This window comes from Lysinibacillus irui, from assembly GCF_028877475.1.
GTDB lineage: Bacteria > Bacillota > Bacilli > Bacillales_A > Planococcaceae > Lysinibacillus > Lysinibacillus irui.
On sequence record NZ_CP113527.1, the window covers coordinates 1,853,741 to 1,877,503 of the forward strand.

Below are 23,763 nucleotides of genomic sequence, written 5' to 3' on the forward strand. Positions count from 1 at the left end.
GAAAGAAGGCAAGACGATGAAAACTGTTTGGCATAGCCTACAATTGGCATTTCAATTTTTTACGGTTTTGCCAGTACATAAAGAGCTACCGTTAACTAGGCCAACGATTACAGGGATGTTTGCCTGTTTACCTTGGATAGGAGCGTTAATGGGAACAACTGTGGCAGCAGTACTCTACGGTCTCACACAGTGGACAGCGAGCAGTGAGGTCATGCTAGCTTTTATAATCATAGCGCTTTTTGCCTTATGGACTGGTGGTTTGCATTTAGATGGCTTTATTGATATGGGTGATGCTTATTTTTCCTACCGAGATCGGGACAAGCGATTAGAAATTTTAGACGACCCACGTGTTGGCGCTTTCGGTGTATTGTCTGTGCTGTTTTTACTAATGGGGAAATTTGTTGTCCTCCATGAGCTTTTCGTCCAACACAAATTCGCCTTATGGATGGTGCTGTTTGTACCTTTTCTCACTAGAGTTGGGATGAGCTTTTATTTTCTGTCCCTGGACTGTTCGAAAGAAAAAGGTCTCGCGTATTTTTTTAAATCCCATATTCACGCAAGTCTCTTAAAAGTGTTCATGCTGTTATCACTGGGCATAGCTCTGGCGGTTGTTGTCATTTTTACTCAATTCTCTCTGCTGCCCATTGTATTAGTTATTATTTTAGCATTCGCACTGTTGATTTTTAGACAATTTACGCTACGTAATTTTGGTGGTGTATCAGGGGATTTACTTGGTGCATCTATTGAAGGGATGGAGGTTGTGCTATGGGTGACATTGTTACTGTGCGCTTGATGCGGCATGCGCCAACAAAGGAGAATCTAGAAAAACGCTATCTTGGTTGGACAGATGCCCCATTAGCTAATCCAACCACGCTTTCTATGGTGGATGATGCTGTAACAAACGTATATGGGAGTGATTTACGGCGCTGTCGAGAAACCGCTGCTCATTATTTTCCGAACGCAAGCTATCATGCAGATGCTCGCTTTCGTGAGACGAACTTTGGTGCATTTGAAGGGAAAACATATGATGAATTAAAATCGAATGCTCACTATCGTGCATGGCTAGATGATCCGATTAAGACGCCACCACCACAAGGAGAGGCTTTTCATGACTTTGTGGCACGTGCTGTGGAAGGCTTTAGCCATTTACCGGAGGATGAGGATCAGTATGCTTTAGTGGTGCATGGCGGGGTCATTCGTGCCTTACTCGTGGCCTATGCCCCAACAGAACAGCCTTTTTGGTCGTATGATGTACCACATGACAAACAATTTATTTTAACGTTTACAAGAAAGGCTTGGGAGGAGGGAGCAAGATGCACGTCTTTATTGGAGGAGCCTATAACGGTAAAACCGACTATGTGATGGGCTTGTATAAAGAGCGACAGGTCGCCCTTGTCGATGGCAATCTACCAGAGATCGCACCAGCCTGTGAAGTGCTAGTGATTAGAAATTTAGAAAACTGGTTGATGACTCAAAATCTAGAGGACGATGACCAAGTGGTTCAAGCGGTACTTGCAACCTTCAGGAGGCTTGAACAGCACTGTATGCTAGCGCTCATTGTTAACGATATGGGGCGCGGTGTTGTGCCAATAGACAAACAAGCGCGACTCTTACGCGATACATGTGGTCGTTTATATCAGGCTTTATTCATTGAAGCCGAGCAAGTTGTACGTATTTGGTACGGACTTGCCGAACAGCTGAAGTAAGGTAGACATACTACAGAAAAGAGGAAATGGAATGGATCGACAAAGATTAAGGAATTGGATATTGACGGCAATGGTTGCTGCCATTTGTGCAGTAGGGGCAGTCATTAAGGTGCCGGCATTTATTTCGACTGCTGCACTCGACTCGGCTCCTGCCTTTTTGGGCGTAGTCTTTTTATCCCCATTTTTAGCAGGGCTTGCTGGATTTATCGGTCATTTTATTACAGCGTTGACTGCTGGATTTCCATTAGGACCACTACATCTTATCATCGCGGTCGAAATGTTCATCGTCGTATGGATCTTTGGTGTGATGCATAGAAAAGGTCTACATGTTTGGAAATGGCCAGTTGCACTCGTATTGAATGGCATTGTGGCACCATTACCGTTTTATTTTTTAATTAGCCCTGCCTTTTTCTGGGGTGCATTAGGTAGCATTCTTATGGCAACTGTTATTAACCTAGTCATTGTTGCAGTAGTGATGCCTGTTTTATCAAAGGTCTTTTTGCGTAAGGAAGGTCGCGTTCAATGAGAAATGCTATGAAAGTGGGCACGTTCATTGTGACAATGGATAATGCGGCAGCCATTGGGGAAAAGCCACAAGATGTAGTGTCAGCATCTGACCAACTAACAGCTTACATGACAGCACGTGTGACATTTTTAGAGCAGCTTGCGGCACAGGCATTACCTTGCCAAGTTTTACTCGCTAATTTCTCTGGTGATACGGCATGGACACGTTATGAAAGAGGTATTCAACAGGTGTTTGAGGAAACTGGTATAGCCTGTCCTGCAATCGCAGGAAGTACGGAATCGAATATGCCCACGCTACAGTCAGGTGTAGCCATTACGATGCTTGGGGAAATACAACAACGTCAACCATTTGACCATGAACAGCTCAGCTGGTACACTTATGGCTTGCCGCTTGTAGGGGAAGAAGTGTTAGCGCATCCAGAAGACGTTGCACAGCTTCAGCCCATTTTTCAGGCATGGCAGGCGGATATCGTGCAGCAAGTTTGGCCAGTCGGGTCAAAGGGGCTACAAGGCGAATTAGCGCGTCTTTTTGGACAGCAACAAGTTGAAAGTTCGCTTGATCTGACCAAATCAGCAGGTCCTTGTTCGGTCATTTTGCTTGGCATCGATCCTAAAAAAGAGCAGCAGGCACAAAATTTTTTCCAAAGAAATTTTGAAAAACTACGCAAAACTGCACCGTATTAGGGCTTGTTTCGAGCAAAAGGGCTGCCTTAAAAATCGCAAGGTACGAAACACCTATTGCAACACGAAACACAATATGTTAGATTTGTTTAGGAGTTAAAACACAATATATAGTATTTGGACAAGCGGTACCAATATGGTTTAAAAGGGAATTCGGAACAAGAGTCATCTTAAGCCGAAGCTGTCCCCGCAACTGTAAGTGCTGACAAATAATCAAGAGACCACTGTTGAAAAAACGGGAAGGTGATTATTTGGAGGAAGCATGAGCCAGGAGACCTGCCGAGATGTTCAAGACAGCAACACATTCTTCGGGGATTGAGAAGTGGAGGCGAGAGATTTGTTCACTTCTTTGTGTGCACGTCCTTCATTTCCATTTCCGATTTTACAGCGATCACGTAACCGATAGATGTTGCGTGATCGCTTTTTGTGTTGCTTGGAGAAAGAAAGGGAGAGAATGTGTACATGACAATTCAAATCGAACAGCAACTAGCTAAGTTAAAAAATAGTTACACGGAGGATGAGCTTGAAAGCTTTGTAAGGTTATCGGATCGTTGGCTACGAAAAAACGACAATGCCACATTTGAAGCATGGGCGGATGCGATGATTTTACAAACACTTAGCCTAATTGATGAGGAAGAGCCCTATTGGACATTTGTGGCTGCACACATTTATTTAGAAAAATTATACGATCAATTTGCAACGCGACGTGGCGTTTCACCAAAGGATGTTTATCAAAAATTTCCAGCTCATCTTGCACAATACACTGAAGCGGGCTTATATCATGAAAGCTTAACAACAAAATATAGTGAGCAGGAGCTTCAACAATTAGCCAGCTATTTAGAACCTAGTCGTGACGAGCTATTCACGTATATTGGCTTGAAGACATTAATGGATCGTTATGTTGTACGTGATTATACAAAAACACCTGTAGAGCTCCCACAAGAGCGTTGGATGGTCATTGCCATGACATTAATGCAGGATGAAACAGAAGATCGTCTAGAAAAAGTGCGAGAAGCTTACTGGGCGATGAGTAATTTATATATGACTGTTGCAACACCGACACTATCAAATGCTGGTAAGACACATGGTCAGCTTTCAAGTTGCTTCATCGATACAGTGGATGACAGCCTACAAAGCATTTACGATACGAATACGGATGTCGCAACATTGTCTAAATATGGTGGTGGTATAGGCGTTTACATGGGCAAAATTCGTAGCCGTGGCTCGTCCATTAAAGGCTTCAAAGGTGCATCAAGTGGTGTGCTACCGTGGATTAAGCAGCTCAATAATACGGCTGTCTCTGTCGATCAGCTAGGGCAACGTCAAGGAGCCATCGCGGTTTATCTTGATGTTTGGCATAAGGACGTCTTTACGTTTTTAGATTTACGCTTAAACAATGGTGATGAACGACTACGTGCCCATGATATTTTCACAGGGCTATGTTTACCAGATCTATTTATGGAAACAGTAGAAGCCCGTGGAGAATGGCACCTATTTGATCCACATGAAGTACGTGAAGTGATGGGCTTCTCTTTAGAGGATTTCTACGATGAAACAAAGGGCAATGGCTCCTTCCGCACGAAATATGCAGCATGTATTGCTAATCCGTTATTAAGCCGTGAAGTAGTACCAGCCATCGATATTATGAAGCGTATTATGCGCTCACAACTCGAAACTGGCGTTCCATTCATGTTTTACCGAGATGAAGTGAACCGCATGAATCCGAATAAGCATGAAGGAATGATTTATAGTTCGAATTTGTGTACAGAAATATTCCAGAATATGTCAGCAACGGAGTTTGAATCCATTACATTAGAAGACGATGTTATCGTGACTCGTCGCAAGCCTGGAGATTTTGTGGTTTGTAACTTGTCCTCTATTAATCTAGGAAGAGCCGTGCCTGCTAATGTCTTAGAGCGGTTAATTCCGATTCAGGTACGTATGCTTGATAATGTTATTGCGTTAAATACTATCCCTGTGAAACAAGCAGAGCGTACGAACCTACGCTACCGTGGTATTGGACTTGGCACATTTGGCTGGCATCATTTATTAGCCTTAAAGGAAATTCAGTGGGAATCAGATGAAGCTGTAGAATTTGCGGACAAGCTTTATGAGGACATCGCCTACCTAACAATTCGTGCCTCTAACGCTTTAGCAAGCGAAAAAGGAGCGTATCCATTATTCGAGGGCTCTGATTGGCAAACAGGTGCCTATTTTGAAAAGCGCGGCTATGATAGCGACAAATGGAATGCTTTACGTGAGGCAGTGGCGAAAGAGGGAATGCGAAATGGCTATGTTATGGCAGTAGCCCCTAACTCATCGACATCGATTCTAGCAGGAAGTACGGCGTCAATTGATCCGATTTTCCAAAAGAGCTACTCAGAAGAGAAGAAGGATTACAAAATTCCTGTAACGGTACCAGATTTATCACCCGTAACGACTTGGTACTATAAATCAGCTTATTTCATCGATCAAAATTGGACAATCAAACAAAATGCAGCCCGTGCTCGCCACATTGACCAAGGCATTTCACTAAATTTATATGTTCAAAATACGATTAAAGCAAAGGATTTACTGGCACTGCATATGAATGCTTGGGCAAGTGGTGTGAAAACGACCTATTATGTACGCTCCACATCAGTAGAATTATTAGAATGTGAGTCTTGTGCAAGCTAGGAGGAAAAAACAATGACAACGATTACGAAACGACAAATTATGGATAAGGAAGCACCTAACCGTTCTACAGGTATCGTTAATGGGCGCTCCTCCAATATTTTAAACTGGGATGATGTCCGCTTTAGCTGGGCGTACCCTAAATATAAAAAAATGCTAGGAAACTTCTGGACACCATTTGAAATTAATATGAGCAATGATGTTAAGCATTTCCCTGAGCTGACGAAAGATGAACAAGAATCATTTTTAAAAATTATCGGTTTATTAGCGCTATTAGATAGTGTGCAAACTGATTTTGCAGGCAAGGTAGCCGATTATTTAACAGATTCTAGTTTAAATGCGTTAATGATTATCTTAGCGCAGCAAGAGGTTATTCATAATCATTCCTATTCGTATGTGCTTTCCAGTATCGTCAACAAGGATGAGCAGGATCGTACCTTTGATTTTTGGCGTACAGAGCCCGTTCTAGAACGACGCAATGATTTTGTTATAAAAGGCTACCAGGCTTTCTCAGAGGAGCCGACTGTCGAAAATATGCTTGAGGCCATTATTTATGATGTCATTTTAGAGGGTTTATTCTTCTATTCGGGCTTTGCCTTCTTCTATCATTTAGCACGCAATCAAAAAATGGTCGCTACGTCTACAATGATCAATTATATTAATCGTGACGAGCAGCTCCATGTCGATTTATTTGTGAAAATTTATCAAGAATTATTAGAGGAATATCCAGAATACGATACACCTGAACGTCAGGCTCGTGTTCAGGAAATCTTCCGCGAAGCCGTTCAACTAGAAATCGATTGGGCCAATGAAGTCATCGGCGATAAAATTGAAGGCCTTGATGTTGAGGACGTCCATGATTATGTCCACTTCTATGCCAATGTTCGCTGTAATCAGCTTGGCGTAGACCGTCCATTCGAGGGCTACCGCAAAAATCCATTAAAATGGATTAAAGCCTATGAAGATGTAGACCTTGGCAAAACCGACTTCTTCGAGCAACGCTCCCGCCAATATGTCAAAGTCAACGTCGAAGATAACGGCTTTGATGATTTGTAATCATCGTGTCACACCACCCCCATGCCCACTTGCATGGGGGTGTTTTACTTGGGTGGAATCGCTACGAGGTTGAGAAGTGTTCGCTCGATATTGGTTGATTGGCTCGGTGGAAGGGGAGCCTTCTCTTTGAAGGAAGCAGCTTACATGATAGGTGGGGACTCCGCTCGAAAGTGTGAAGCAACCGCTCAAAGGAACGGTGAATCCGCTCGAAAATAGTGTGAACCCGCTCGAAAGAGAGAGCAACCCGCTCAAAGGAAGGGTAAACCCGCTCGAAAGAGAGAGGAAGCCGCTCAAAGAAAGGGTGAATCCGCTCATAAGTGAGAAGCAACCGCTCAAAGGAAGGGTAACCCCGCTCAAAATGTGAAGCAACCGCTCATAAAAAGGTTGTCCCCGCTCGAAAATGAGAGGAAACCGCTCAAAGGAAGGATGAACCCGCTCATAAGAGAGAAGAAACCGCTCAAAGGAAGGGTAACCCCGCTCAAAATGTGAAGCAACCGCTCATAAAAGGGTTGTCCCCGCTCGAAAATGAGAGGAAACCGCTCAAAGAAAGGATGAACCCGCTCGAAAGAGAGAGGAAACCGCTCAAAGGAAGGGTAACCCCGCTCAAAAAAGGGTTGTCCCCGCTCGAAAATGGGAGGAAGCCGCTCAAAGGAAGGATGAACCCGCTCATAAGTGAGAGGAAACCGCTCAAAGGAAGGGTAAACCCGCTCGAAAGTGAGAGGCCCCCGCTCAAAGAAAGGGTAACCCCGCTCATAAGTGAGAAGCAACCGCTCAAAGGAAGGGTAAACCCGCTCGAAAGTGAAAGGCCCCCGCTCAAAGAAAGGGTGACTCCGCTCATAAGTGAGAAGCAACCGCTCAAAGGAAGGGTGAACCCGCTCGAAAGTGTGAAGCAACCGCTCATAAAAGGGTTGTCCCCGCTCCAAAGTAGTGTAAACCCGCTCAAAAATGTGAAACAGCCGCTCAAAGAAAGGATGAATCCGCTCAAAGCGAGAGAACCCCGCTCATCAAAGGCTTGGCTCCGCCCGAAAGTGAATGGCCCCAGCTCAAAAGTCAGAACCCACTCATCCATTTCGACGAGGCCAGAATATTACGTGACTCGAAAAATTATTGCCAAATGGGAATGATTTTCAGTTATAATGAGGAACGAATGGGATTTAAAAAGAACGGAGACGAAGGTATGCAGGCAGTTAAACAGTTAGGGCAGTATTTGGGGCCCTATAAATTTTTCACGTTGGTTGCACCTCTTTTGATGGTGTTGGAGGTGACGATGGATTTAATTCAGCCGACCATTATGCAGCATATGATTGATACGGGGATTGTCCAAGGTGATCATCAGTATGTATTGAATATGTTTGTGTTAATGCTCGGCAGTGCAGTATTTGGGCTTGTTGGTGGGGTTGGTTGCTCCTACTATAGCTCGAAGGCGGCTATTCATTTTGCGTCGGATGTTCGGCAGGCTCTGTATGAGAAGATGATGACGTATTCGGCTAAGGAGCGAGATGCGTTTACGACAGGGAAGCTTATCACTATTTTAACGAGTGATGTGGAAAGTATGCAGCGGGCGTTTATGATGACGCTGCGTATTTTTGTGCGAGGGCCGCTGTTGTTTATTGGGGCAGTCATTATTGTGTTTGTAACAGCGCGGGAGCTTTTTTCCATCCTCCTTATTATTGTGCCATTGCTGATTATCGCCATGTATTTTTTCACAAAGTATTCGGGCGGGCTATATCGTCGTGTGCAGGAGGCTATTGATGCGGTCAATACAAAGCTGCAGGAAAATTTGGCTGGTATCCGGGTGGTCAAAGCCTTTCGCCGTGAGACGCAACAGGTGGCGCAGTTTGGTGATTTAAATCATACGCTAACGAAACGATTTATTACCGCTGAGCAAATTGTTGGGGTACTGGTGCCCTTTACGATGTTCGTTGTCAATCTGGGAATCGTTGCAGCGCTTTGGCTTGGCGCAATCAAGGTAGAAGCAGGTACTGTACAAGTTGGGGTTATTCTCGCTTTTATTAACTATTTAACGATTATTTTAAATGGGCTGATGTCCTCAAGTATGGTACTCATGCAAATTGCGCGAGCATTGCCATCTGGAGAACGGATTGTCGATGTGTTAAACAAAGACATTGCTGTTAAGGAAGCACAACAGCCTCTGACAGACCCCATTAAAGGAGCGATTGACTTTGATCATGTAAGCTATCGTTACTATGAGACAGCAGAGGATGTCCTTAAAAACATTTCGTTTTCTGTTAAGCCGGGGCAAACGGTAGGAATTATTGGGAAAACAGGTAGTGGTAAATCAACACTGGTAAAGCTGTTGCCTCGCTTGTTTGATCCAACAGCTGGGGAAATTCGCTTAGATGGTAAACCACTAAAAGCCTACTCCTTATCAACGCTACGAGAGCATATTGGCTTTACCTCACAAAAAGCCCTGCTGTTTTCAGGTGCGATTGAGAAAAATATACGACTCGGCAAGGACGATGCGACTACGGAGGAGATTCAACAGGCCTTAGAGGCGGCGTGTGCCAGTGAGTTTGTGGAGCGTCTTGATCAAGGCTTAGCCCATGAATTGTCACAGGGGGCTACGAATTTATCAGGGGGGCAAAAGCAGCGCCTTGCTTTAAGTCGTGCGTTCATTCGCAAGCCTGCCATTTTAGTGCTTGATGATACAACCTCTGCGCTCGATAGTGCTTCAGAGCAACATGTTCAGCAGGCAATTGCCACACAGTATCAAGATACAACGACGATCATTGTGGCTTCGAAAATTGCCTCTATTCAGCAAGCAGATGTCATTTTGGTTCTAGAGGATGGCGGCATTGTTGGGCAAGGAACCCATCAGCAACTACTACAATCAAATACACATTATCAAGCAATTTACGCGTCACAGCAAAAGGCTGGTGAACAAGGATGAGTCAAAGTCAACCAAAGCAAATGACTTTTGGACGTGGTCCACGCATGGGAGCGCCAGCTGAGAAAGCAAAAAATCAAAAAGCAACACTAGCACGAGTATGGCACTATGTAAAACAGCAAAAATTAGGGCTGTTTTTATCAATCTTCTTTGTCATGGCTTCTACATTTTTAAGTCTTGCAGGACCTTACATGATTGGCCATATTATTGATGACTATATTATAAAAAAGGATATTGATGGAACGATTCGTCTTGGCATCGTGTTGGCTGTCATATTTACGATTGCGTCTATTCTGACATGGCTACAAACGTATGTCATGATTCAAGTGGCCATGAAAACCATTCGGACATTACGTCTGGACCTATTTCAAAAGCTTCAAACGCTGACATTACGATTTTTTGATCAACGTGCGCTTGGCGACTTAATGAGCCGTGTCACAAATGATATTGATAATTTAAACACGGCACTGGCTCAAAGTGTCACACAAATCGTATCATCCATCTTAACGGTGATTGGTGTGAGTATCGCTATGTTCACATTAAGCTGGCAATTAGCGATCGTGACATTAATTATTATTCCGCTAATTGTTTTCACGACCAAGCAGATTATTAAACGCAGTAGTAAAAACTATGCAGCACGTCAGCGAGATCTTGGTAAGCTCAACGGCTATATCGAGGAAATGATTACAGGAGCAGAGGTGCTCACGCTTTTTGGTAAGGAGCAGCAAACAATTGACACCTTCCATCAGCAAAATGAAAACCTACGAAACTCAGCCCAGCGAGCAGAAATTACCTCGGGCTTACTTGGACCTATTAATAACTTTATGAATAATTTAGGCTTAGCTGTCGTCATTGGAACAGGAGCCTTCTTAGCTGTAAAAGGTGTTGTGACGGTTGGCATCATTGCAGCGTTTGTTACTTATACAAGGCAATTTTTCCGTCCGCTGAATCAGTTATCCAATCTATTAAATACTTTTCAATCTGCCATTGCTGGAGCAGAGCGTGTCTTTGAGATTATGGATGAACCATCAGAAGTAAGTGATGTACCAAATGCTATCGAGGCGTCGTCGTTAAAAGGAGATGTTGTTTTCAAGCAAGTGTCATTTAGCTACGTGCCAGATAAGCCTGTTCTAAAAAACATTCACTTCCATGCGAAGGCAGGGGAGACGATCGCGCTTGTTGGTCCAACAGGCTCTGGAAAAACAACGATTATCAACTTACTGACACGTTTTTATGACGTGGATCAAGGTGAAATTCTGATTGATGGGCACAATATCGAGCACTATCAAATGGCGGGCATTCGTCAAAGAGTCGGTGTCGTCTTACAGGACACATATTTGTTCTCCGGCACCATCCGAGAAAACATTCGCTTTGGGAAGCTCGATGCGACAGATGAAGAAGTCGTCGAAGCGGCGAAAATCGCCAATGCCCATCATTTTATTAAATATTTACCAGCACAGTACGATACTCCAGTCCAGGCAGGCGGTGCTAATTTAAGTCAGGGACAACGACAGTTAATTGCGATCGCTCGGGCTATTTTAGAAAATGCTGATATTTTAATTTTGGATGAAGCGACATCGAGTGTGGATACACAAACGGAGGTCGATATTCAAAAGGGCTTACAGCATTTAATGCGGGGTCGCACAAGCTTTGTTATAGCGCACCGTTTAAAAACAATCGAGAATGCGGATCAAATACTTGTAATTCAGCAGGGTGAAATTGTCGAGCAAGGCAGTCACCATGAGCTCATGCAACAACAGGGGATTTATCGTCATCTACAGCAAAAGCTATTGTTAGAGCAGGTAGAATAGGGAATAATAGAGATATTCTTTCTGAAAGCGAGGGATTAGGATGTACGAATTAAAGACGAAAGAAACGGATGCAAGTGTCATTGAATTTATCGAGAGTGTAGACCACCCGAAAAAGCGGGAGGATGCCTTTCGACTATTAGATATTTTTACAGAGGTCACAGGCTACGATGCTAAAATGTGGGGACCGAGTATTATCGGGTTTGGTCATTATCACTACAAATATCAAACAGGCCATGAAGGCGATGCACCACTTGTTGGATACTCTCCTCGCAAAGCAAAAATTAGTCTATATTTTGCTCCAGGTGATTCTGAGCGAGAGCAGCTATTGCAGCAATTTGGTAAGCATACAACGGGAAAAGCCTGTGTTTATATTAATAAACTTGCTGACGTGGATGAAGCTATCTTAAAAGCACTCATACAACAATCCATTGCTTTTTTACGAAAAACCTATCCAGAAGCCTAGCACAAAGAAAGCTGCCTATCACTATGTAGGCAGCTTTTTTGTATCAACATGTGTAACGATACTAAATTGAGTACGTCTAAAAGGATAGAGAGTAGAAAGCGGGTGAAATTCATTTGCGTAAACTAAGTTCTATGATCCTTTTGTTATTCTTATCCTTAAGTTTATGGGGTTGTGCAGGGAAAAATAATGAACCTAATATAGTAGATGAAGCATCATCAAATGATAGGGAAAGGGTTGCAGATATAGAAGGAATTATAATCGACAAAACAGAGAAGTCTATTACAGTTGTTTGGAATGTTGCGGAAAAAGACCTTGCATTAAGTAAACGCGAAATTTTAGAATTGGCCATGCCAAATGCTTTTATTGTGTCTTATTCAGATACGAGTGATTTTACCATTGGTGATCGAGTAGCCATTTGGACTACTGGTACTTATCTTGAGTCATACCCAGCGCAGGGTACTGCAACTACGATCCAATTAATCGAAAAGTAAGAATAACAGCTCAATCATTTGGTGAATAAGTGCCAAAGGGTTGAGTTTTTTTACGGATTTCCCGCAAAAATTAATTAGAAATTTATTTTTAACGTGTATCCTTGCAAGTATCAACGGAAAGGAGAAGCGTATGAAAAAGAAAGTAAAGAAATGGTTTGTTTACTTTGGGGCATTGCTCGTGCTTGGCATCGCGATCGTATGCATTTACCACTATACTTTAGTACAGAAGGAATCTGCCATATTACAACCTAACGGCACACTAGTGAACGTCGATGGGCAAAACATCCATGTTTATCAGGAGGGTTCAGGCGAGGATACGTATGTCTTTATGGCTGGATCAGGCATTGCAGCACCTGTTTATGAATTCAAAGGGCTTTATCGCAAGTTTTCACAGCACAATCAAATTGCTGTTGTGGATCGTGCAGGGTATGGCTATAGCGATATAGCCCATGATGAAAGAGACATTGATACGATTCTAGCGCAAACAAGAGAAGCCCTCCTGCAAAGTGGTCTTCAGCCTCCTTATACACTCGTCCCTCATTCGATCTCTGGGCTTGAAGCTATTTACTGGGCACAAAAATATCCAGAGGAAGTAAAGGGCATCATCGCACTTGATATTAGCTTACCTAGTCAATATATCAAGCATCAAATGGGGACTGTCGATAGATGGATGATAAAGGGCATGCACCTAGCCACTAAAATTGGCTTCCATCGACTTATGCCCTCACAGGTGTATAATCCACAAGTGCTGAACATGTCTTTTTTAACTGCCGAGGAAAAGAAAATATATCAGGCATTGTCCTTTAAGCAATTTTTTAATGAAGCTATGAAAAATGAGCTGTTACAGGTCTATGAAAATAGTTTACAATCAGAACAGCTTCCAAAGCCGAAAAATACGCCGGTATTACTAATTGATGCCATTGCGGAAGAAAAGAAAGATTCAATATATACGAAGCAAAATAGGCAGGATTATACTGATTTTGCGAAGCAATTCACTCATGCAGAGGTAAAAGAGGTAAGTGGTACACATAGCATTTATCTTTATCAGCCTGATGAAATCTATCAACTAACGATGGAATTTATGACAACGAATGCTAACAGGAAAGGTCGATAAGATGCAAGGATTTAGGATTTTAATTGTGGAAGACGATGCGATGATTGGTGATTTACTACAAAAAATAGTGCAGCGTGAGGGCTATGAAGCTGTCTGGAAAACAGATGGCAAAGATGTAATGGCGCTGATTCAGCAAGTAGATTTAGTCATTATGGATATTATGCTGCCAGGAGAGGATGGCTATCAAATAAGCAAAACTATTAAACGATTAGGCTTAAACATTCCTATCATTTTTCTCTCGGCACGGAATGATATTGAAAGTAAGCTAGAGGGCTTAACGGTTGGAGAGGATTATATGACAAAGCCGTTTGACCCAAGAGAGCTTTTGCTAAGGATGAAAAAAATGCTGACTCAGCATTATGGTACATTTACACATATTCAGCATTTATTTATTGATGGGGAACGGCGGAAAGTGTTTTATCAGAGTCTCCATGAGGAGATCGCCTTGACAGCAATTGAGCGCAAAATTTTCTTTTATTTATTTGATCACCGCGATAGAGTATTAACAAAGGACCATTTTTTCGACTATTTGTGGCCACTAGATGAACGCAATCATAATCTTCTCAATGTCCATATTAAAAAAATACGAACAAAGCTACACGATCCAGCAGGTACTATCTTACAAAATATTTATGGGGAAGGGTATCGGCTGAATACCTACATCAAAAAATGACCTTAAAAAACAAATACCGTACTTTATTATTTTTAGCAATTGTAAGTGTACCGTTGGTGATACTAGGTATTAGTGTGACAATGTCTATTCTTTACGATAAAGCTTTTAAAATGAAAAATGATGGGACTCCCTTTCATGAGTCATTTGCCTATCCGCTTATGCTATTTGCGTTTGTCATTTCTTTTGCCTTATTAGCTTTGTTGTTTTCAACATCGATACATTCCTTACTGAAAAAAATCACCATGCTCAACAACACAATCCGGGAGCTGGCAAGTAATGAGCGCATTCCAGAAACGTTAGCTGTCACAAGTGAAGATGAGATCGGCCAGCTGATTCAATCAGTTAATCTCCTAATTGAGCGTACAACATACCGAGAATTAGAGCTAGCACAACAGCAGGAGCTGCAAAAAGAGCTACTACAAAAATTACGACATGACATCCATACACCACTAACAGCTATTCGTTTGCAATTGTTTTATCTAGAAGATCAATTGCAGGAGCAGCCTAAATTGGTGGAATCGTTAACTGAACAAATTCACTATATAACAAATTTAACGAATGAATTTCAGCTTCAGTCCTTTGACACAAGCGAAAATGCCTATGTTATGCAGGAAGAAGTACAGCTTGCACAGCTATTAACAACGATGATAAAGAAATGGCGTTATTTATATCGCATGCAAAATATTGCCCTTCATTTTCATCCTGAAGATGCGCATGTAATCTGGATAAGCAATGAATTATGGCTCCAGCGTTTATTTGATAATGTTTTTCAAAATACGTTAAAGCATGCTCAAGCATCCAAGCTAGAGGTAATTATAAAAGATGGGCAAGTCATCATGTCTGATGATGGCATCGGCTTTACGCCTAACGATGCGCATGACGGACTTGGACTGAAAATCATTCAAGATATTGCCAAGACGTTACATATTGAAGCATTCTTACAATCAAACAAGGATGGTACTACCTTCCGCTTCACACACGAATAAAAAACAACGGCAGCCTTTGCCGTTGTTTTTCCATTTAAGCTGATTTACGTTGTTGCAATAAAAAGAGGGCGAGGCCTAGTAAAATGATCAGAATACCAACACCTTGTTGCACCGAAATCATCTCATCTAATATGAAATAGGCTAGTATACATGTGCCAATCGTTTCTCCTAAAATACTCATGGAGATGACCGTGGTACTTAACCATTTTAATAGCCAATTAAAAATAGTTTGGCCGAAAATCGTGGCAATGACGGCTAATCCTACAAGGGCCCACCATGTCGAAGCTGAATAATCGAAAAACGATTCCTTCATAAAGAGTGCATAAATGGCTAAGAAAATGGAGCTACTGCCATAGCCGATAACTGAATAGGGAATGAGTGATAAATCTTTGCGCACAGATTGCCCAATAAAAAAGTAGGCGGTAATAATGCCCGCTGCAATAAAGGCCAGAATATCGCCATAGAGGGCTTGTCCACTAATTTGGAAATCCTGCCAGCCGATAATGAAACAGCCGATGATGGCAACGAAACAGCCAACAATGGCCCCTTTTGAAAAACGCTCCTTAAATAAAAAATAGCTTCCTACTAAAGAGAATAATGGCTGTAATGTCACAATAACCGTTGAACTTGCCACGGATGTGTAGTTCAATGATTCAAACCATAAGACATAATGGCACGATAAAAATAAACCTGATAGAATGCCAAGCCCCCACTGCTTTTTGGAGAGGCTCGTAAGTTCCTGACGCAAGCCCTTTTGCGCTAATAAAAAGGGAAGTAACACGAGCATCGCAAAGAATAGTCGATAAAAGGCCGTAATGGCAGGGGGTGCATCAGCTAATTTAACAAAAATAGCTGAGGTCGATAACGCAAATACTGCAAAAAACAACGAGATGTAATAAAACATGATGTACTCCTATGCTTTTACTAGAATAATAAAGACAAACCTATTATAGAGCAGTCACAGCATGAATAATATATTTTTTTAGAATAGTAGCACAAAATAAGGCTCAACGTTAGTTCCTCTCAAGCAATGACTCAATCACCTGTTTTAATTGCATAATAGGGGCTAGCTTACTGTCGTTTTTTTTATAAATAAAGACGGTTTCAATGACATTGTGAAGATTGTCCAAGTGATAATGATGCAAATCAGGGCAAGGATAGAGTGAGAGTAATTTTGTGTTTAACACTGCCAACGTATGCTCGATTTCAAGAAAATCAAGAATGCTACTCACGGATTTTATTTCTTTCATCGTAAAGGGTATTTGTTTGTTTGTAAGCCACTGTGCTAATGCCTTCGAATACATACACCCTTTACTTAGCACGAGTAAGGTAACAGGCGTTCGCTGTTCAAAATCAATAACATGAGCAGGGCTTGAGATCACTTCAAATGTTTCAGTAGCGATCAAATCATAGTGCAAATCGGCATAGTGCTTCAGTGGATTGCTGGTCAAGGCACAATCCAGCTCGGCATGGTGTACTCTATGATTTAACGATGTACTAGACTCTACTGTGAAATCCACATCAATCGGACTATGACTCGTTTGGAGCGCATTCATAATCGCTGCCCCATATATTTTAATGGTTGTATGAGAAGTACCAAAATGGATACTCGTTTGAGTCGATCCAATCCTATGTAAAAATTCCTCATAGTCGTGAGCGACCTTTTTTAGAAATTGTAAGTAGTGATCGCCTACCTCCGTTAGCTTTAAGCCTTGGGGCGTTCGTTTAAAAACCTCTTGTCCAATCTCACTCTCCATTTTTTTAACCTTGGATGTGAGGGCTGATTGTGTATAATTGGTGATTTCAGCGGATTTACTCAAGTTTTGCCTTTCTAAAAGCTCCATTTTTAAGGCGATTTCTTCAATGTTCATGTTGTTTGTCACACACCTATTAAATTTTTTGATAGTCGCTATCATTTTCCTCCATTTTACGTAGTGGATCGGTCAACGTAAACTCTAGATAACGAACATTATACTGCACAAATAAAGCAGTATAGCACTTATGGAGGGAACATATGCATACATATTATAAATGGATTATTTTGCTTGTGGCTACACTTTCGCAGACAGCAGCAACCTTTGTCACATACGGCATGGGGCCCGTTGCTTCGTTTTATCAAATAGAATGGGGTCTATCTTCATTTCAAACTGGTCTGATTGTCTCAGCTGTTAATATAGGGCCGATTTTCTCCATGCTTGTATTCGGCTATTTCATGGATAAAAAAGGAGAAAAACAACTAATCGGATGGGGCTCCATTTTACTTGGACTTTCTAGCTTATTATTAATTCCTGTGCACCATTATACGACATTGCTACTCGTATTAATAGTTGTTGGGATTTGGTATGGCAGTGCACAAACTGGTGGTAGTTCAGCTATCGTCAAGTGGTTTCCAGATAAGCATCGAGGGCTTGCTATCGGTATTCGTCAGACAGGAATTCCAATCGGCGGTGCGTTGGCCTCAAGCATTCTAACCTATCTGTACCAACACATCCACCTAACCTCTGTGCATATAACACAGGGCTTGGTAGCAATTGCGGGAGGACTGTTATTTTTACTGCTGTATCAGGAACCTAAACAGCGTGTAACCGTTGCAGCAAATCCTGTCACCTTTAAAGAGAAGGTGCATGCCATTAAGAACAATCGCGCGCTCTATCCTATTTATTTTGTAGGCATTGTCATGATGTCCTTACAAATGGTGATCATTGCCCATTTGATGAGCTATTTGCATCAAGAAGGTGGTTATTCATTAACGGAGGCTGGAAAGTATTTAAGTATCATTTTGCTTGGTGGAATGGTAGGAAGAATTGTGCTTGCGTGGATAAGTGACTGTTATTTCTCTCAAAAACGTGAATCATTATTAGTGCTCGTCATGGTAGCCACCTTTATTATGATAGGCTGTCTGCCTTTTGTCATGTCTGCGAAGAGCTTGATGATCATTTTTTGTTCGATCCTTGGATTTTTTGCTCTTGGCTGGTATTCCTTATATATCGCTTGTGTAACAGAGCAATCAGATTCTCAATCAGTGGGACTGACTGTTAGCGCGGCGCTAACGATCAATCAATTCTTTATTGTCTTAGCACCAACATGCTATGGGTTATTGGTTGCCCTTTTCTCCAGTCATCAACTGGCCATGGATTTAATAGCGATGATGGTCATCATTGGAGCGTTTAATTTATATAGATCAACCAACAGTAGTCTAACACCTGAAAATTCGGTAAAATAATGGAAAATAGAAATTGGAGGGTGTTGGAATGACAAGTTCAATTTGGATTAATGCGGGGATTGATGACGTCTGGCAGGCCATTACAGAGGAGCAATCCCTCTCCAAATGGTATGCGCCAGGCTCGACATGGGACATACCAAAATTGGCAGCGGGGGAGAAGATGACGTTTACGTTAATGCCGAATGCCCATAACCAATTATCTGAACAACTACCTATGGAGCTAACCATTCAACAGGTAAAAAAGAATGAGACATTTTCATTTTACTTAGAGGTTCCTGAAACGTTAATAGCCATTACGTTAGCAAAACAACACAGTGGCACTAATGTTAGCTTCAATTCGTCAGGCTATGATGCCTCACTCGCTAATTTGAAAGCTTTGCTGGAGGGGCGCGCCATCCCTTATCCATAGCAGTTTCTAAGTCTCAGGTCTTAGGAAAATTTCAAGCGTAAGGTCGTATTTTAAATTATTTACTCCTATATAATGAAATTATTGGCAGATTATATAGCGGGAGGAAATAATGTTGAAAAAATTAGTTGGGTTAGGTGTCGTGATGGGCACATCTGCATTGCTATTATCAGGGTGCTTTTCCGTTTTTCCAAGCAAAATGCGTGAGGAAACAATTTTGGTGGAAAAGGATAAAGCGAAAGCATTAGAGGTAGACATCGAATTAGGTGTTGGTGAAATGAATGTATCAAGTGGCGCCAAGGAATGGGTTGAAGGCAAGGCTGACTATAATATTAAAAAGCTTGCCCCTCACGTAAGCTATGATAAACATGGTGATACAGGGGAAATCGAAATCAAGCATAAAGGCTCTACAAAGCTAGGTCTTTCTAAAATTAAGAACACATGGGCGATTCAGCTAAATGACGATATTCCAATGGATTTATCTGTGGAAACAGGTGCAGCCATTGCTAATCTCGACTTACAGGGGCTCCAGCTTGAACAATTAGATATTGAAGCAGGTGTCGGGGATCTGACAGTGAATTTAGGTGGCGATTGGAAAAAAAGCTTTACCACAAACATTGAAACGGGAGTAGGTCAAACAACTGTTATTTTACCTTCAAAGGTTGGAGTCAAATTAACAACAGAAAAGGGCATTGGTTCTTCAAATGTTGAAGGTCTTGTGTCCAAGGGTAATGGTGTTTATGTCAATGACGCCTATGATAAATCGGATGTCGTGCTAGAAATCAATTCAGAATTAGGCGTTGGAGACATTACGTTTAAACTAGATAAATAAACAGTTCGTAGGCTACTTTATGAAGTAGTCTACTTTTTTGTGTCAAAGGTCAATTGTATTTGATGCTGATTGTATGGTAGCTTTAAGAAAGCAATTGTTGAAGGAGCGAACGTAGTGAAAACTTATACATACAAGCAACCAGCAGCCATCGAATCAACAGAGGTCATTAACATTTTCAATGAAGCGGGAGAGGTGTCGTCCACTGTGCAACGTGTGTATACCAATGCGCTAAAGAAGGCCTTTGATCGAACAATGGACTATCGTTATTTTGTCCGTTTTGATGTCCATGATACAAAGGAGCAGCCTCTTTTTACATGTAAAAAAGTATCTCGACGTGGTCGTGTGCATTTTCGAGGCAAGGATTTAGTAACAGGAAAAGACTATATGATTGCATACGATGGCTGGCAAATCATGATACCTGATCTTCTAATTACGGATGGAGAACAACAAATCAAGCTCAGCAAAGAAATGGAGGACTGGTCTGTTTTTACTGTGAATGAGCAGCCCATTGCACGCTGGCAAGCTACTTTCTGTGACACTCATTTTGACATCACGTTGCAGGTGGAAGACAGTAGTCCGATTCAGCATGAAGCCTTCTTCATTGCCATTGGACAGGCTGTGTTGTTTGTTGGGGCATAAATGCAAATGAGATCAGCTTTCAGGCTGGTTTCATTTGCCTGTTCAGTGGGGAAAGAAAGTACCAATAAATGAGTGGTCGTCACCTCCGTTATTAATTGACGTATGTGCAACGCGATGCTATAATTATCTCGAATTCGAGATAATATAATTTGCTGCAATGACAAATCAAAAAGGTGAGACATGTCATTCAATATTTTTAATCGATCAAGGAAAGGTGCTTAGACTATGGTAAACATACTTCCAGCTAAAGAAATTTACTTACAAGGAAATGAGCATGCCCTATTGCTATTACATTCCTTTACAAGTCATACAAGAGATATGAAGAAGGTTGCTGCTAAGCTACATGAAGAGGGTTATACATGCTATGCCCCGCTATACCGTGGACATGGCAATGCACCAGAACAATTATTACAATATAATGTAAACGACTGGTGGCAAGATGTCATGAATGCCTATCAGTTTTTACTCGATGAAGGCTATCAAAAGATTTCTGTTATCGGTATCTCCATTGGAGGTATTTTCACGTTGAAGCTTGCACAATTAGAACAGCTCGAACAAATCATCGTTTTATCTGTACCGGTTGAGAAGGAACCCGAACAACTAAAGCAAAGAATCATGGACTATGCTTATAATTATAAAAATATAGAGGGCAAATCAGCACTTCAAATTTCTAACGAAATCGAGCCATTTACGAACATGCCGTTAGATTCTTTTATTGCATTCCAACATTTTATCAAAGATACAATGCTACATCTCAATAAAATTACAATCCCAATCGCTATCTTCTATGGTGAACGAGATGAAGATGTATACGCCCAAAGCGCTGAAACAATTTATCAGCAAGTCCAATCCTCTAAAAAGAAACTAAAGGGCTTTGCAAACTCCAAACATTTAATGACTTTAGGTCGAGATCAAGAGGACATTATGAAGGAAATGATGGAATTTTTACGGATGAATAATGGGAATCTTACCCAATAGAGAGTATTGACTACCACTCAAAATCATGATATTATTATCTCGAATTAAAGATATTTTAATTCGAGATAATTTTAAAGTATATCTCGAATTCGAGGCAAATAACAAGAATGGTTTTGACGTTTTGACAAACCCTATAGGGAATCAACATGAAGTACAGGGAGAGATTTTACATGCTAACAATCACAGGACACCATCATATTTCAATGATTACAAAAAATGCACAGGAAAATCATCAATTTTATCATCAAATTTTAGGGCTTCGTCGAGTGAAGAAGACCGTCAATCAAGACGACCCAAGTATGTATCATCTATTTTACGGTGATTTAACAGGTAGCCCAGGGACAGGCCTCACATTTTTTGAATTATCGCACGCAGGTCGTACACATCGTGGGACAGATGCCATCACGAGAATTGGTTTACTTGTTCCTTCTTACGATAGCTTACTCTATTGGGAAAATCGCTTAAATGAATTTGCGATTGAGCACAGTGGCTTAACAAAATACGGTGAAACGGACGCGATTCACTTTGCAGATCCGGATGGTCTACGCCTTGTATTTTTAAATAATCAAGATAAGCAAATTCCACAAGAATGGACAAAGTGGGGAGATTCACCTGTTGAGATGGCGCATCAAATTTTAGGAATGGGGCCAGTGGAATTAACAGTTAGCTCATTAGCAGAGGCTGAACAAACTTTGGTCCAACTGTTTGGCTATACAGAGCTAACACGATCAACATCCCAAGCTGTTTTTCAGGCTGAAGAAGGTCAGTTACAAGGTCAAATTGTCGTCGTAGAACAGGATGGTCCTAAAGAAAAGCCTGGAAGAGGAAGTGTTCACCATTTAGCCATTCGTGTGAAAAATAAGGAAGAGCTAGAACAATGGGAACAAAAAATTAAAGATTTTGGCTTTAGCATCATAAAAAAAGCGGATCGCTATTATTTCTCTAGTATTTATATGAAGGAATCACACGGAATTATATTTGAACTTGCAACAGATGGACCAGGCTTTACAGTGGATACGACTGTTGAAGATTTGGGCAAAGACTTAGATTTACCACCATTTTTGGAAGGCCGCCGACGTGAAATTGAAGAGAAATTAACACCGATTGACTAACAAGTATATGGTAGAGATGGATGGGCAGCTGCTGGAACTAGTTTTGAACAATACGAATAATACCATTTTTACAATTGGCTATGATTATTGCGACTCCATGTTAAATTGAAAGAGTCTTATCCAATTAGCCACTATGAATGGTGAGTTATTACAAATATTAGGATTTCTACTTTTCCGAAAGACGAAGATAATGTGAAAACTTTGATTCAAGCATTATATACCGCTAAAAAAAAGAGATAGTTATGCACTTTATAAATAGATTATAATAGAGTTGCAACTAAGAAGATAAAACGAGGGGGCAAACATATGGGGTATCGTGCATATGAAGGAGAAAAAATAACTGTTTATTTTGATAAAGATATGTGTCAGCATGCAGCTGAATGTGTAAAAGGCTTACCAGAGGTATTCAATGTCAAAGCGAAACCTTGGATCAAAGCAGATCAAGCAGAAGTCGCAAAAGTAGAAGAAGTTATCAATCGCTGTCCAAGCGGTGCACTAAAATATAAACGAAAAGAGGGAGAACACGTTTTGGAAATTAAACAAGGTAGCCAATCATTCTATATTGGGAACGAAGAAGAAAGCGAAGCAGAGGTTCATTTTGTGCGTGTCGGAGAGAGTCGAATCATCCTTGATCATACACATGTTTCCGAACATCTAAGAGGACAAAATGTCGGCCAGCAATTAGTCAAAGCCGCAGTCGACTATGCGAAAAAAGAAAACTTACAAGTCATCCCTCTATGTCCTTTCGCCAAAGCCGAATTCGAAAAACATCCTGAATATCAAGAATTATTAGGATAATAGATTGTTTTGCACTCCAAAGATACTCTGGAGTGCATTTTTTTATGGGAGAATGCGTTCGATTTGGAGATGAAAATGCCACAGTGAGGGACGATGCTCAATATATGAAGAAAATGTCACTCGAGAGTGAGTGAAAGTGATCAAAGAAGGTGCAACGCCGCTCAAAAGTGTAGTGGAAGTGATCAAAGAAGGTGCAACGCCGCTCAAAAGTGTAGTAGAAGTGATCAAAGAAAGTGCAGCCCCGCTCAAAAGTGTAGTGAAAGTGATCAAAGAAGGTGCAACGCCGCTCCAAAGTGTGGTTGAAGTGATCAAAGAACGTGCAGCCCCGTTCCAAAGTGTGGTGAAAGTGATCAAAGAAAGTGCAGCCCCGCTCCATAGTGGACGGAAAGCGCTCAATCCGGGGTCATTTCCGCTCGCTCAACCCGAGAGTAAAAGCGCTCCAAAGTGGATTGAAAGCGCTCAATCCCGGGTCACTCCGCTCCAAAGTGGACGGAAAGCGCTCAATCTATGGTCAACACCGCTCGAAAGGAGAGTAAAACCGCTCGAAAGTGGACGGAAAGCGCTCAATCCGGGGTCATTTCCGCTCGAAAGGAGAGTAAAGCCGCTCCAAAGTGGACTGAAACCGCTCAATCCATGGTCACTCCGCTCGCAAGTAGAGTAAAACCGCTCAACCCGAGGCCACCTCCGC

General features: G+C 41.6%; 26 protein-coding genes and 1 riboswitch. Of the genes, 24 read left to right on the forward strand and 2 right to left on the reverse strand.

Annotated elements, in window-relative coordinates; translation table 11 throughout:
* The first annotated feature begins 16 nt into the window (after nucleotides 1–16).
* The 16 genes from cobS to OU989_RS09150 all read left to right on the forward strand — a co-directional run bounded on the left by cobS (nucleotide 17) and on the right by OU989_RS09150 (nucleotide 15,087).
* A complete protein-coding gene (cobS, locus tag OU989_RS09075; RefSeq protein WP_274796816.1) occupies nucleotides 17–793 on the forward strand; it encodes an adenosylcobinamide-GDP ribazoletransferase in 777 nt (258 codons plus the stop codon).
* Nucleotides 766–1,362, forward strand: a complete 597-nt coding sequence (locus OU989_RS09080) for a histidine phosphatase family protein (protein WP_274796817.1) — start codon at nucleotides 766–768, stop codon at nucleotides 1,360–1,362. The genes cobS and OU989_RS09080 overlap by 28 nt, the downstream gene beginning before the upstream one ends.
* On the forward strand, nucleotides 1,314–1,706 hold the full coding sequence (locus OU989_RS09085; RefSeq protein ID WP_274796818.1) for a bifunctional adenosylcobinamide kinase/adenosylcobinamide-phosphate guanylyltransferase: 393 nt from the start codon (nucleotides 1,314–1,316) through the stop codon (nucleotides 1,704–1,706). Before OU989_RS09080 ends, OU989_RS09085 begins: the two co-directional genes overlap by 49 nt.
* Nucleotides 1,707–1,737: 31 nt before the next feature.
* Complete coding sequence (locus tag OU989_RS09090) at nucleotides 1,738–2,232, forward strand: ECF transporter S component (RefSeq protein WP_274796819.1); 495 nt, start codon at nucleotides 1,738–1,740, stop codon at nucleotides 2,230–2,232.
* Entirely contained in the window at nucleotides 2,229–2,915 is a 687-nt protein-coding gene (locus tag OU989_RS09095; RefSeq protein WP_274796820.1) for a hypothetical protein, read from the forward strand. The genes OU989_RS09090 and OU989_RS09095 overlap by 4 nt, the downstream gene beginning before the upstream one ends.
* A gap of 106 nt (nucleotides 2,916–3,021) precedes the next feature.
* Nucleotides 3,022–3,211, forward strand: a riboswitch (cobalamin riboswitch).
* Nucleotides 3,212–3,374: 163 nt separating this feature from the next.
* Entirely contained in the window at nucleotides 3,375–5,588 is a 2,214-nt protein-coding gene (locus OU989_RS09100) for a ribonucleoside-diphosphate reductase subunit alpha (protein ID WP_274796821.1), read from the forward strand.
* A gap of 12 nt (nucleotides 5,589–5,600) precedes the next feature.
* The gene (locus OU989_RS09105) at nucleotides 5,601–6,641 is read left to right on the forward strand and encodes a ribonucleotide-diphosphate reductase subunit beta (RefSeq protein ID WP_274796822.1); all 1,041 of its coding nucleotides are present in this window, start codon (nucleotides 5,601–5,603) and stop codon (nucleotides 6,639–6,641) included.
* A 172-nt stretch (nucleotides 6,642–6,813) separates the two neighbouring features.
* A complete protein-coding gene (locus tag OU989_RS09110) occupies nucleotides 6,814–7,005 on the forward strand; it encodes a hypothetical protein (RefSeq protein ID WP_274796823.1) in 192 nt (63 codons plus the stop codon).
* A gap of 121 nt (nucleotides 7,006–7,126) precedes the next feature.
* On the forward strand, nucleotides 7,127–7,765 hold the full coding sequence (locus tag OU989_RS09115) for a ribosomal eL19 family protein (RefSeq protein WP_274796824.1): 639 nt from the start codon (nucleotides 7,127–7,129) through the stop codon (nucleotides 7,763–7,765).
* 53 nt (nucleotides 7,766–7,818) lie between these two features.
* Nucleotides 7,819–9,552: an ABC transporter ATP-binding protein gene (locus OU989_RS09120; protein ID WP_274797306.1), complete on the forward strand. Its 1,734-nt coding sequence runs from the start codon at nucleotides 7,819–7,821 to the stop codon at nucleotides 9,550–9,552.
* Complete coding sequence (locus OU989_RS09125) at nucleotides 9,549–11,360, forward strand: ABC transporter ATP-binding protein (RefSeq protein ID WP_274796825.1); 1,812 nt, start codon at nucleotides 9,549–9,551, stop codon at nucleotides 11,358–11,360. Before OU989_RS09120 ends, OU989_RS09125 begins: the two co-directional genes overlap by 4 nt.
* A gap of 40 nt (nucleotides 11,361–11,400) precedes the next feature.
* Nucleotides 11,401–11,823, forward strand: coding sequence for a DUF1801 domain-containing protein (locus tag OU989_RS09130; RefSeq protein WP_274796826.1), 423 nt, complete (start codon nucleotides 11,401–11,403; stop codon nucleotides 11,821–11,823).
* 113 nt (nucleotides 11,824–11,936) lie between these two features.
* A complete protein-coding gene (locus OU989_RS09135; RefSeq protein ID WP_274796827.1) occupies nucleotides 11,937–12,314 on the forward strand; it encodes a DUF3221 domain-containing protein in 378 nt (125 codons plus the stop codon).
* A 130-nt stretch (nucleotides 12,315–12,444) separates the two neighbouring features.
* Nucleotides 12,445–13,428 carry an alpha/beta hydrolase gene (locus OU989_RS09140; RefSeq protein WP_274796828.1) on the forward strand — a complete coding sequence of 328 codons (984 nt, stop codon included), beginning with the start codon at nucleotides 12,445–12,447 and terminating at the stop codon, nucleotides 13,426–13,428.
* Between the two features lies 1 nt (nucleotide 13,429).
* Nucleotides 13,430–14,101, forward strand: a complete 672-nt coding sequence (locus tag OU989_RS09145) for a response regulator transcription factor (protein ID WP_274796829.1) — start codon at nucleotides 13,430–13,432, stop codon at nucleotides 14,099–14,101.
* Nucleotides 14,098–15,087, forward strand: coding sequence for a sensor histidine kinase (locus tag OU989_RS09150; protein WP_274796830.1), 990 nt, complete (start codon nucleotides 14,098–14,100; stop codon nucleotides 15,085–15,087). The genes OU989_RS09145 and OU989_RS09150 overlap by 4 nt, the downstream gene beginning before the upstream one ends.
* A gap of 34 nt (nucleotides 15,088–15,121) precedes the next feature.
* Here the strand turns inward: OU989_RS09150 and OU989_RS09155 are convergent, their stop codons facing one another.
* Together OU989_RS09155 and OU989_RS09160 are read right to left on the reverse strand one after the other, a co-directional pair.
* A complete protein-coding gene (locus tag OU989_RS09155) occupies nucleotides 15,122–15,991 on the reverse strand; it encodes a DMT family transporter (protein WP_274796831.1) in 870 nt (289 codons plus the stop codon).
* A 109-nt stretch (nucleotides 15,992–16,100) separates the two neighbouring features.
* Nucleotides 16,101–16,958: a LysR family transcriptional regulator gene (locus OU989_RS09160; protein ID WP_274796833.1), complete on the reverse strand. Its 858-nt coding sequence runs from the start codon at nucleotides 16,956–16,958 to the stop codon at nucleotides 16,101–16,103.
* A gap of 143 nt (nucleotides 16,959–17,101) precedes the next feature.
* Here OU989_RS09160 and OU989_RS09165 point away from each other — a divergent pair, with 143 nt between their 5' ends.
* The 8 genes from OU989_RS09165 to OU989_RS09200 all read left to right on the forward strand — a co-directional run bounded on the left by OU989_RS09165 (nucleotide 17,102) and on the right by OU989_RS09200 (nucleotide 23,736).
* Nucleotides 17,102–18,310: an MFS transporter gene (locus OU989_RS09165; RefSeq protein ID WP_274796834.1), complete on the forward strand. Its 1,209-nt coding sequence runs from the start codon at nucleotides 17,102–17,104 to the stop codon at nucleotides 18,308–18,310.
* A gap of 28 nt (nucleotides 18,311–18,338) precedes the next feature.
* The gene (locus tag OU989_RS09170) at nucleotides 18,339–18,719 is read left to right on the forward strand and encodes an SRPBCC domain-containing protein (RefSeq protein ID WP_274796835.1); all 381 of its coding nucleotides are present in this window, start codon (nucleotides 18,339–18,341) and stop codon (nucleotides 18,717–18,719) included.
* 109 nt (nucleotides 18,720–18,828) lie between these two features.
* A complete protein-coding gene (locus OU989_RS09175) occupies nucleotides 18,829–19,548 on the forward strand; it encodes a toast rack family protein (protein ID WP_274796836.1) in 720 nt (239 codons plus the stop codon).
* Nucleotides 19,549–19,662: 114 nt separating this feature from the next.
* Entirely contained in the window at nucleotides 19,663–20,187 is a 525-nt protein-coding gene (locus OU989_RS09180) for a tubby C-terminal domain-like protein (protein WP_274796837.1), read from the forward strand.
* 225 nt (nucleotides 20,188–20,412) lie between these two features.
* Nucleotides 20,413–21,165: an alpha/beta hydrolase gene (locus tag OU989_RS09185; RefSeq protein WP_274796838.1), complete on the forward strand. Its 753-nt coding sequence runs from the start codon at nucleotides 20,413–20,415 to the stop codon at nucleotides 21,163–21,165.
* A gap of 170 nt (nucleotides 21,166–21,335) precedes the next feature.
* Nucleotides 21,336–22,277 carry a VOC family protein gene (locus tag OU989_RS09190; protein ID WP_274796839.1) on the forward strand — a complete coding sequence of 314 codons (942 nt, stop codon included), beginning with the start codon at nucleotides 21,336–21,338 and terminating at the stop codon, nucleotides 22,275–22,277.
* Nucleotides 22,278–22,583: 306 nt separating this feature from the next.
* Complete coding sequence (locus OU989_RS23700; RefSeq protein ID WP_274796840.1) at nucleotides 22,584–23,075, forward strand: GNAT family N-acetyltransferase; 492 nt, start codon at nucleotides 22,584–22,586, stop codon at nucleotides 23,073–23,075.
* A 136-nt stretch (nucleotides 23,076–23,211) separates the two neighbouring features.
* Nucleotides 23,212–23,736 carry a hypothetical protein gene (locus OU989_RS09200; RefSeq protein WP_274796841.1) on the forward strand — a complete coding sequence of 175 codons (525 nt, stop codon included), beginning with the start codon at nucleotides 23,212–23,214 and terminating at the stop codon, nucleotides 23,734–23,736.
* Nucleotides 23,737–23,763: the final 27 nt, after the last annotated feature.

Excerpts from the sequence above, each read along its gene's own strand:
- cobS (WP_274796816.1), top strand. The coding sequence starts at position 17 with ATGAAAACTGTTTGGCATAGCCTACAATTGGCATTTCAATTTTTTACG.
- OU989_RS09080 (WP_274796817.1), top strand. The coding sequence starts at position 766 with ATGGGTGACATTGTTACTGTGCGCTTGATGCGGCATGCGCCAACAAAG.
- OU989_RS09085 (WP_274796818.1), top strand. The coding sequence starts at position 1,314 with ATGCACGTCTTTATTGGAGGAGCCTATAACGGTAAAACCGACTATGTG.
- OU989_RS09090 (WP_274796819.1), top strand. The coding sequence starts at position 1,738 with ATGGATCGACAAAGATTAAGGAATTGGATATTGACGGCAATGGTTGCT.
- OU989_RS09095 (WP_274796820.1), top strand. The coding sequence starts at position 2,229 with ATGAGAAATGCTATGAAAGTGGGCACGTTCATTGTGACAATGGATAAT.
- OU989_RS09100 (WP_274796821.1), top strand. The coding sequence starts at position 3,375 with ATGACAATTCAAATCGAACAGCAACTAGCTAAGTTAAAAAATAGTTAC.
- OU989_RS09105 (WP_274796822.1), top strand. The coding sequence starts at position 5,601 with ATGACAACGATTACGAAACGACAAATTATGGATAAGGAAGCACCTAAC.
- OU989_RS09120 (WP_274797306.1), top strand. The coding sequence starts at position 7,819 with ATGCAGGCAGTTAAACAGTTAGGGCAGTATTTGGGGCCCTATAAATTT.
- OU989_RS09125 (WP_274796825.1), top strand. The coding sequence starts at position 9,549 with ATGAGTCAAAGTCAACCAAAGCAAATGACTTTTGGACGTGGTCCACGC.
- OU989_RS09130 (WP_274796826.1), top strand. The coding sequence starts at position 11,401 with ATGTACGAATTAAAGACGAAAGAAACGGATGCAAGTGTCATTGAATTT.
- OU989_RS09140 (WP_274796828.1), top strand. The coding sequence starts at position 12,445 with ATGAAAAAGAAAGTAAAGAAATGGTTTGTTTACTTTGGGGCATTGCTC.
- OU989_RS09145 (WP_274796829.1), top strand. The coding sequence starts at position 13,430 with ATGCAAGGATTTAGGATTTTAATTGTGGAAGACGATGCGATGATTGGT.
- OU989_RS09150 (WP_274796830.1), top strand. The coding sequence starts at position 14,098 with ATGACCTTAAAAAACAAATACCGTACTTTATTATTTTTAGCAATTGTA.
- OU989_RS09155 (WP_274796831.1), bottom strand. The coding sequence starts at position 15,991 with ATGTTTTATTACATCTCGTTGTTTTTTGCAGTATTTGCGTTATCGACC.
- OU989_RS09160 (WP_274796833.1), bottom strand. The coding sequence starts at position 16,958 with ATGAACATTGAAGAAATCGCCTTAAAAATGGAGCTTTTAGAAAGGCAA.
- OU989_RS09165 (WP_274796834.1), top strand. The coding sequence starts at position 17,102 with ATGCATACATATTATAAATGGATTATTTTGCTTGTGGCTACACTTTCG.
- OU989_RS09170 (WP_274796835.1), top strand. The coding sequence starts at position 18,339 with ATGACAAGTTCAATTTGGATTAATGCGGGGATTGATGACGTCTGGCAG.
- OU989_RS09175 (WP_274796836.1), top strand. The coding sequence starts at position 18,829 with ATGTTGAAAAAATTAGTTGGGTTAGGTGTCGTGATGGGCACATCTGCA.
- OU989_RS09185 (WP_274796838.1), top strand. The coding sequence starts at position 20,413 with ATGGTAAACATACTTCCAGCTAAAGAAATTTACTTACAAGGAAATGAG.
- OU989_RS09190 (WP_274796839.1), top strand. The coding sequence starts at position 21,336 with ATGCTAACAATCACAGGACACCATCATATTTCAATGATTACAAAAAAT.
- OU989_RS23700 (WP_274796840.1), top strand. The coding sequence starts at position 22,584 with ATGGGGTATCGTGCATATGAAGGAGAAAAAATAACTGTTTATTTTGAT.